This window comes from Streptomyces sp. ATLC9 (assembly GCF_057196705.1).
In genome coordinates this window covers 1-9230 of sequence record NZ_JBXUOY010000214.1, presented here as the reverse complement: position 1 = coordinate 9230, position 9230 = coordinate 1, and the positions used below count along the sequence as shown (strand labels likewise).

The 9230-nt window shown below is 71.6% G+C and carries 2 protein-coding genes and 1 pseudogene; 2 read left to right on the top strand and 1 reads right to left on the bottom strand.

Going from position 1 to position 9230, the window contains the following annotated elements; genetic code table 11:
- On the bottom strand, positions 1 to 5718 hold a 5718-nt coding region (locus AC2CJA_RS19945; protein WP_484604058.1), incomplete at its 3' end, for an RHS repeat domain-containing protein.
- Positions 5719 to 5898: 180 nt separating this feature from the next.
- On the opposite strand from AC2CJA_RS19945, the gene AC2CJA_RS19940 reads away from it, so the two are divergent.
- Together AC2CJA_RS19940 and AC2CJA_RS19935 are read left to right on the top strand one after the other, a co-directional pair.
- Positions 5899 to 8892, top strand: coding sequence for a DNRLRE domain-containing protein (locus AC2CJA_RS19940; RefSeq protein WP_484604057.1), 2994 nt, complete (start codon positions 5899 to 5901; stop codon positions 8890 to 8892).
- 93 nt (positions 8893 to 8985) lie between these two features.
- A pseudogene (locus AC2CJA_RS19935) lies at positions 8986 to 9230 on the top strand (hypothetical protein); the annotation flags it as partial.

Below are 9230 nucleotides of genomic sequence, written 5' to 3'. Positions count from 1 at the left end.
GGCCGCCGCTCGGGCAGCGGCCTGGGCGGCGCGGCGCGCGGCGTAGCGGGCGGCGGCGCGTATGGCGGCCTGGACGGCGATCCGGGCGGCGATGCCGATCAGGATCGGGAAGAACAGGCCCTCCGGGTCGGAGAACGTCGCCGGCGCGTTGTTGGCGTAGGCGTACGGGTTGATCGTCGCCGGGTCGGTGTAGTCCACCATCGGGTCGACCGAGATGAACCGCCCGGTGGCCGGGTCGTAGTCGCGGGCTCCGAGCCTGGTCAGACCGGTGTCCGGGTCCATGGTCCCGCCGACGAAGCCGCGCTGTCCGGGCCAGTCGGCCGGAGCGGTGCCGCGCGGCTCGCCGAACGGCGTCAGCTGCCGGCGGGTGACGGCCATGGCGGGATCGGCCATGTCCACCAGCAGGTTGGTCGAACCGTGGTGGTCGGCGAGCATCAGCTGCCGCCCGCCTCCGGTGCTGCGCACGGTGGCCGAGCCGTCGGGGTGCTCGTAGAAGCGCTGGGCCCCGACCTCACCGGTGGCGTCGTTCGCCGTCAGCTCGATCTCGCCGAGGTAGAGAGTCTTGGCGCCGTCCGGCCCGGTACGGACCAGCCGTTCCCCGTCGGGCCCGTACAGGTAGGAGGTCTCCTTGGCTCCGCCGCCCTCCACGGGCTCGGAGACCTTGACCAGCTGACCCTCCACGTCCCAGGTCAGGGTCTGGGTGTTGCCGCCGCGCCGGCGCTTGGTGGTGTTGCCCGCCGCGTCGTAGTCGAAGGTGTTCAGCCGCTCGCCGCCGGGGCCGGTGGAGGTGACCTCGGCGAGCGCGTTGGGACCGCCGACGCCCTCCTGCCCGTAGCGGTAGGTCCGGGTGACGTCCTTGGCGGTGTCACCGTCCGGATCGTGCTCGACGACTCTGGTGCGGTTGCCCGCCGCGTCGTAGGCGTAGGTGTGCCAGAAGGGGTTGGTGCCGTCGACGGTCCCGGCATCGGGGCCGTCCTGGCATTCGGTGTCCTCCCCGGTCCAGGCCGAGGTCATCCGGCGCAGCCGGTCGTAGGTGAAGCACTGGGTGTCGGGGCGGGGGTCGGCGGTGGCGGCCTGGCCCGGCGTGCTGGTGATGCCGGTGACGTTGCCCGCCTCGTCGTAGGCGTAGCGGACGTCGTCGATGCGGCCGGGGGTGATGGACCGGTCGTAGACGGCACGGGTGAGCCGCTTGGTGAACTCGTCGAACTCGTAGGAGGCCCACACCTTCTTCCCGGTGGCGCCGGCCTCGGTGCGCAGCACCTCGCCGAAGGCGGAGTACTGGACATCGGTCACGTAGTTGGCCGCGCCGCCCATGGAGACGGGCAGGCCGTCGGCGTTGTAGCGGAAGACCACACGCTCGCGGGTGAGGCCGCCCATGCCGGGCAGTTCCGCCCAGGAGAGGTTGCCGGTGGGCGTGTAGCTGTACTTGTAGGTGTAGGTGCCGCCGATGAGCCCCTCGTCCTCGGGGATCACGGTCCGGGTGCCGGTGGGTCGGTAGGCCTTGTCGTACCCGGTGACCTCCTCGCGGTACTCCCGGCCGCCGTGGTGGCGGACGGCCGCGACGGGCAGGCCCTTGCCGAGGGTGTCGTAGGTCCACTCCAGGCGGAGGGGGCCGTCGGGGCCGTCCTCGCGCACGGCGGTGGGCCGGCCTCCGGCGTCGTAGTCGGTGTGGAGGGTATTGCCGCGGGCATCTGTGGTGGCCACCACGCGGTCGGAGTTGTCGTAGGTGTAGGTGGTGGTACCGCCGTCGGGGTCGGTCACCGAGGTCTGGCGGCCGCGGGCGTCGTAGGTGAAGGTGGTCTCGGCGCCGCCGGGGGCGGTGATCTTCACCAGTTGGTCGAGCGCGTCGTAGTGATAGACGGTGTCGCGCCAGGCGCCGCGGTCCTCCTCGGTGTACTCGCGCACCCGGGAGACGCGTCCCTCGTCGTCGGTGAAGGTGGTGGTGACGGTGTCACCGCCGGGCGGCACCGTGGTGGTGGAGCCGCCGTCGCGCTCGATGGTGGTGCGGTGCTTCTCCTCGCCGCGGAAGTAGACGGTCTCGGCGATCGGCTCGCCCAGGCCGTTGTAGGTGACGCGGGTCTGCGAGGGCACCTCGTTGTCGCCGACGACGAGCAGGTCGGTGGAGGGCTCGGCGGTGTTGTGGTAGCCGTCGTTGGTCTTGAAGTCGCGTCCGGCGGAGTCGTGGAAGGTGTCGTTGACGATCCGGCCCTCGCCGACGGCCTCGTCCTGGGTCTGCCGGGTGCGCAGCAGGCCGTCGAGGATCTCGTGGGAGACCGCGTAGTCGCCGTTGTCCTTCAGGGTGCGGGTGGTGACGACCGTGGGCGCGTCGCGGCGGATGTCGTAGTCGTAGGTGGCCGAGGGGCTCTGGGTGGCCTTGTCCCGGTCCATCTCCCAGACCTTCAGCAGGCGGCCGAGCGGGTCGTACTCCATGTCGGCGCGCTTGCCGTTGGCGTCGGTCTCGGCGAGCGGCAGGCCGCGCAGCGGGTCGAACTCGACCGTCTCGGTGTGGCCGAGCGGGTCGGTGGTGACGGTCTGCGTCGGGACGGCGACGGTGGCCGGGGTGTAGGAGACGGTGGTCTTGCGGCCCTCGGCGTCCCAGGTGGCGGTCTCCCGGCCGTGGATGTCGTACTCGGTGCGGTCGGTGGTGATGTGGCCGCTGCCGTCGGCGTCGAGTTCACGGACCTCGGTGACCAGGCCGTGCGTCGGCGCCCGGCCGTACGCCTGTCCGTCGTAGAGGGTGCGGGTGTCGTCCAGGACGGTGGCGCCTGCGGTGCCGCAGCCGGCCGCCGTGGTGACCTCGCGGATCTCGGTGTCGACGATGTGCTTGGCGGCGTTGCGGGCGTAGGTGGTGGTGGTGCACCGCCTGGTGCCGCCGGTGGTGGTCTCATCGACGGTGACGGGCAGGCCGTGGTCGTCGTAGGTGGTGGTCTCGGTGGAGCGCAGCCAGGTGCCGCCGTCGCCGCGTTCACGGGTGCGGGTGGTGGCCGGGCGCACCATGTACGCCTCCAGAGCCGTGGTGCCCTTGCGCGCGCGGGAGGCGGTCCTCTTCGACCAGGGGGTGAAGACGGTGGCGTTCTCCACCGGGCCGCCGTCAAAGGCGTAGGTGGTCTCCTCGCGGAGCTGGCCCTGGTACTGCGGCTCGTCGGCGACGGTGTCGCCCTCGGAGTCGGCGACGGTGACGGAGCGTTTGCCGCCGTCGGGCAGCCGGTCGCCGTTCATGCCGCGGAAGTAGCGGTGCTCGGTGAGCTGCTTGACGTCGTCGCCGCCACCGGTGCGGGTGCGGACCCACTCGTAGCCGCGGTACTGGCTCCAGGTGCGGTGCTTGGCCTCGGCGAACTCACTGTCGTCGTAGGCCCAGGCGGCGCCGCCGAGGTACTCGTAGCTGGTGGTCTTCGGCGGGGCGTCGGTGACGTTGTCCTCCTCGCGGACCTGTGTCACCACGTACTTGTGGAACCAGTCCCGCACCGGTTCCCAGGCACCCTCGGGTGTCCAGTACTGCGGGTAGCAGCGCATGGTGTTGGTGTGCGGTGAGGCCGGCATCCGCTTGGGCTCCAGGGCCCGGCAGTCCCTCTCCGAGTAGGTGACGGCGATGGTGCCGCCGGTCTCGGTGTCAATGGCGTTGACCCGGTGCCGGGAGAAGGGCGGCAGGCCCTCGACACCGTCGACGCGGTTGTCCAGTTGGATGCCGCGGAAGGAGACCGGGGGCATCGACGCGGTGGTGCCGTCCGCCGCGTGCCCGGTGCGGGTGATGGATTCCAGCCACAGTGCCGGGGAGGTGCCGTCGCCGGTGGCGGGGAAGGACTGCTTCAGTTTCCAGGAGTCGACCGTCTTCAGCTCGGTGCCCGCCAGCACCTGGGTGTCGATCTCCACCAGGCGCTTGGTGGACCAGAAGGTCGGGGTGTTCTTGCCCTTGCAGCTCTCGCCGGCCTTGCACTGGCGGTCCAGCGGGACGTCCGGCCAGTGCTTGGCGTTGGCGGCGGTCCGCTTGGACTCGGCGCAGTCGAAGGAGTCGGTGGGCAGGCAGCGTTCGGCGACGGTGAAGTTCATCCGCCCGGCGGGCCGCGCGGTGAAGAGCGTGTCGGCGCGCTGGCCGTAGTCGACGCGCCTGAGGTGGGTGGCCCGGGTGTAGGCGACGCCGTCGTCCTTGCCGGCCGCGCCGTAGCGGTTGGTCTCCTTCGCCCACCACAGGCTCATCGCGTCGCCGTGCGGGTCGACGACGTAGTCGAGGTTCCAGCGCCATGCCTGGGTGCAGGAGGAGGCCGTGAAGGTACTCGCGTGGCAGGGCTCGCCGGGGTGGTTCCCGTACACCGGGGCGGTGGCGGTGGAGTTGGTGACCGTGCCGTCGGGGGCGCCGGGCAGCTTGTTCAGGCCGAAGTGGTACCGGGTGCCGTCGGTGGTGGTCAGGACCCAGTACTCGCCGTCCCGTGTGCCGTTGTCCGCGCCGGTCCGGCGCTCCAGCCGGGAGCCGTCGTCGTCGGCGGGGCGCCAGGTGCCGGTGTTGTCGTCCTTGACCAGTTCGCCGGAGCTGCCGCCGAGTGACATCACCACCTGGTCGGAGCCCCAGCACAGGTCGCCGGTCTTGGTGGTGTTGTTGGCGCCGTCGCCCTGGTCGTCGGAGCAGGAGCGGTAGCGGCGTTCGATGAAGCCGGGTTCGTAGTCCCAGCCCTCGGCGACCCAGGAGGACTGGGCGTTGGTGGACGCGGTACGGCCGTCGACCGACTGGGAGGAGTAGGAGAGGGCCACCTCGGGCTGCGGCCCGCCGGGGACCTCGGGGGCCTCGATCGGGTAGGTCCAGGAGAAGCCGCCGGAGGAACTGCCGGCCATCCAGGAGCCCGAGGGGGACAGCGGAGTGGCGGCGTAGGAGCCGGAGGCCCCGGAGGCCGAGGCGACGGCGGCCAGCACCGTCGGCTGCGCGGCGGTCAGCGTGACCTCGGCGGTGAGGGTCCGTTCGGCGGGGTCGTTGACGCTGCGCAGCGCGGTCGCCTCGCGGCAGTCCCGCTCGGCGGGGCCGGTCAGCGCGCAGGAGGGGAGCTCGACGAGAGTGAGGCGGGAGCCCCAGTCGCCGCCGTATGCCTGGCCGAAGGAGGAGTAGTCGATCTCGACGCCGACCCGGCCGGACGCGGGTTTCCGGCCGGCCAGGACGTTCTGCGCCGGCGCGGGTGCGACGGTCAGGAGTACGCCGTCCACGCCCATCCGGCGGGCGGCTGCCGGGGACCTGACCTCGACGCGGGCCAGGTCGCCGGTACCGGCCCGCTTCCGGTTCCCGGCTCCGTTCTTCTCCGGCGCCTTCCCGCCGGTCTTCGCCGTGGAACCGGCCGGACGCAGGGTGACGGGGATGTCGGCGCTCGCGTCCAGGGCCGGCAGGCGGTCCGCGGGGCGGGCGGGGTCGGCCGGGTGCGGCCGGGCCTCACTCCCGTCGCCGTCCGTCTCTGCCACCGGCAGCACATCGGAGGCGGCCCGCCAGGTGCCGAGCGGGGGGCGCCAGTCCCGGGCGGTGTCGTCCGGCCCGGTCTTCTTCCCGGGTTTGTGGTCCCGGCCCGGGACCGGGCGCTCGTGCTTCGGCGCTGGCGGCTCGCTCCTCAGCGCTGCCGCCGCGGCGACATCGGCCTGGGGCAGCAGGGTGATCAACATGGCGACGAACGTCACCAAGGTCACCGATCGCCGCCAGTGTCCGAGGTACTTGAGCTGCCAGAGGACCTGCTCGGCCCGCGTCCCCACCCTGCCTCCAAAATCTGAAGATCTTGTAATCGGCCGAACACTAAGACGGCACAACTTCCCCTGACAACCGTTTCGGTCAACTGTTGACTTGATCTGACCCGTCAGACTCAAAAAAGAGCAAAGGCTTTACCGTTCGCGGCAGTTGACGACACGTAAGGAAGCACTGGAGGTAAGCCCGCTATGCCCGGTGGACGTTTCCAGCGGCCGGTGCGGCGCAGACCGTTCGGCGGCGCGGCCCTGACGGCCGTGCTGGTCGGCGCCTCGCTCGCTCTTCTCCCTCCCGCCGCCTACGCGGACGGGTCCGGCGCCCTGCCGGCCGGGGCCACGGCCGAGGAGCGGGCGCTGGACCGGGCCGCCCGCAGCGGCGAGGCGGTCGAGGTCACCGCGCTGCGCACCGAATCCAGCGAGGTGCACGCCCAGCCTGACGGCACCCTGCGTCTGACCCAGCACGCGCGCCCCGTACGGGTACGGCGCGACGGCGGGTGGACACCGGTGGACACCACCCTCGCCAAGGCGGACGGCCGGGTGGCGCCCAGAGCCGCCGCAGGCAGCATCACCTTCTCCGCGGGGGGCGAAGGGCCGCTGGTGGAGATGGCCGACCAGGGCCGGACCCTGGCCCTGTCATGGCCTGATCCGCTCCCTGAGCCGGTGCTGGAGGACAGTGTCGCCCGTTATCCCGACGTCCTGCCCGGCGTCGACCTGGCGCTGGCGGCCGACGTCGACGGATTCTCCCAGGTACTCGTCGTCAAGACGCCCCAGGCCGCGAACAACGCCGCGCTGCGGGAGATCTCCTTCGGCTTCGAGACCGAAGGGCTCACCGTCAGCCTTGACGGGGAGACCAATGCGCTGACGGCACAGAACCCGGCCGGACAGACGGTGTTCGCCACCTCCACCGCCCGGATGTGGGACTCCTCCGCCGAGCAGACCACCGCAGACGCCCCGGTCCTGTCCGGTGACGACTTCGATCCGGGCACCCGTAGCGCCGCGGTGGGCGTCGAGGTGTCGGAGCATGCCCTGGTCCTCTCTCCCGACCGGGATCTGCTCTCCTCACCCGACACCACCTTCCCCGTCTACATCGACCCTCGCTTCACCGGCGACCGCGAGGCCTGGACCACCGCCTACAAGCCCCGTCCGAACAATTCCTACTGGAACGGCACGGGCTGGGGCAGCAGCGCCAAGGACGCGCGAGTGGGTTACGAGTCGGCCACCGGCGGCACCGCCCGCTCGTTCTTCCGGATGGGCGCCAGGGACCTGGCCGGGGTACAGGTGCTGGACGCGCAGTTCAACATCACCATGACCCACTCGTGGTCCTGCTCCGCCCGGCCGGTGGAGTTGTGGCTGACCGGAGCGATCAGCTCATCCACCACCTGGAACAGGCAGCCCTCCTGGAGCACCAAGCTGGACACTCTCAACGCCGCACACGGCAACGAGACGTACGGCTGTGCCGACAAGGGCGTCGACTTCGACGCCACCGAGGCCGCGCGGCAGGCCGCCGCCAAGGGGTGGAGCAATATCACCTTCGGACTGCGGGCGAGCAGCGAGACCGACACCTACGGCTGGAAGCGGTTCAGTCCCAACCCCAAGCTCATCGTCGACTACAACCGGGTTCCCAAGGAGCCCTGGAATCTGGACACCAGCCCCAGTACCCACAACGGCACCGACTGCGGCTACACCGCCCCACGGGTGTGGTTGGGCAACACCGATGTGCGGCTGACGGCCTATGTCTCCGATCCCGACGGCGGTGACGTGCGGGTTCAGTTCCACCTGTGGGCCACCGGCAAGCGGTACGAGGACCCGGGGCTGCTCTTGGACAGGACCGTGACGGTCGCTTCGCGCAGCGGCGGCACCTACGCACACGTCACCGTCTCCAAGAGTCTGCTGGCCGAGCACACCGGCGCCGCCGACGGGAACTTCTCCTGGAAGGCCAGGGCGCTGGACTCCCACTCCGCGTCCGACTGGACGCCCCCCAAGGGCGACCCCGGCTGTCGTTTCGGCTTCGACCCGCAGAGGCCCGCCCAGCTGCCCACCGTCACCTCGGCCCAGTACCCGGACGGCAGCGACGGGACCCTGGGCGCCCCGGCCCGCACCCCGGGCACCTTCACCCTGGGCAGTGGCGGGGTCGCCGACGTGGTCGAGTACCGGTACGGCCTGGACCGGAACCCTCCGACGAACTCCGTGCGCCCCGCCGACACGGGCGGCTCGGTGGATGTCCCGCTCACTCCCGCCAGTACCGGGCCGCACACCCTGTACGTACAGAGCCTCGACCGGGCCGGCAACGTCTCCGACACCCAGCGCTACACCTTCTACGCGGCGAGCGCCGGGGTCACCGACGCGCCCGGGGACCTCAACGGCGACGGGAATCCGGACTTCTACGCCGTCGACGACGGCGGCAACCTGCGGCTGTACCCCGGCAACGGCTCCGGCGGTCACGCTCCCAGGGTCGATGTCTCCCCGACCGGCGACTGGACCGGCTCGCTGATCACCCAGCGCGGCGACTGGACCGCCGACGGCTACTCCGACCTGATCACCCGGCGAGGCGACGGCAGGCTGTGGCTCTACCCCAACAACGGGCTCGGCCACGTCTCCGGTGACACCCGGCAGGAGATCCTGCAGTTCACCGACGAGGAGGACACCCAGTACCTCGACCCGGCCTCCCTCGACCAGCTCGTCGCCGTCGGCGACCTCGACGCCGGCACCGAGTCGGCCGCCACCGATCTGGTGGCCGTCATCGGCGACCGGCTATGGTACCTGCCCGGCTACACCAACGGCTATCTCGACCTGCCGGTCCTCATCGGAGACAGCGGCTGGCGCGACACCACCCTGGTCTCCCCTGGTGACCTGGACGGCGACGGCCACGCCGACCTGCTGGTCCGGGACACCCCCACCGGCGAGCTGTGGTTCCACCGCGGAGAGCCCGACGCGGAGAACCCGGATGCCACCGATCCGGTCTCGCTGGGCAACACCGCCGGACGCGTGGCCTACGGGGACGGCTGGACGACCACCGACCGGCCGCTGATCACCGCCCCCGGCGACGCCGACGGCGACGGGGTCGCCGACCTGTGGGTCACCGACGCGTCCGGACGGCTGCTGTTCCTGCCGGGCGACCGGGAGGCGGCCGGCAGTCCCACCGTCGTGGGCAACAGCGGCTGGCAGGCCATCACGGCGTTGTCCTGACCGGCCCGGTCCGCTTCGCTCCTGCCGTCCCGCCCGGACCTCTCCGGGCGGGACGGCCCCGTTCACCCCGTCCGTCACACGGAGAGCAGCACCATGAGCAGAACCGACGACCGAGCAGGCGGACCACTGAAGGCCGCCGGAACCTCCGCCGACGCGCCCGGCAGGACCGCACGCGAACGGCTGCGGGCCGAACGCGCGCGGCAGGCCACACGAGCCAGGCTGCGCCGCCGGCTCGCCGTGGGCGCCGCAGCGGCGGCCCTGCTGGCCACCACGGCCCTGGTCGGCTCCCTGGCCATACGCGGGGACGGCGGCGACCTCGGCGACGGCAGCGACTGGGC

Excerpts from the sequence above, each read along its gene's own strand:
- AC2CJA_RS19940 (WP_484604057.1), top strand. The coding sequence starts at position 5,899 with ATGCCCGGTGGACGTTTCCAGCGGCCGGTGCGGCGCAGACCGTTCGGC.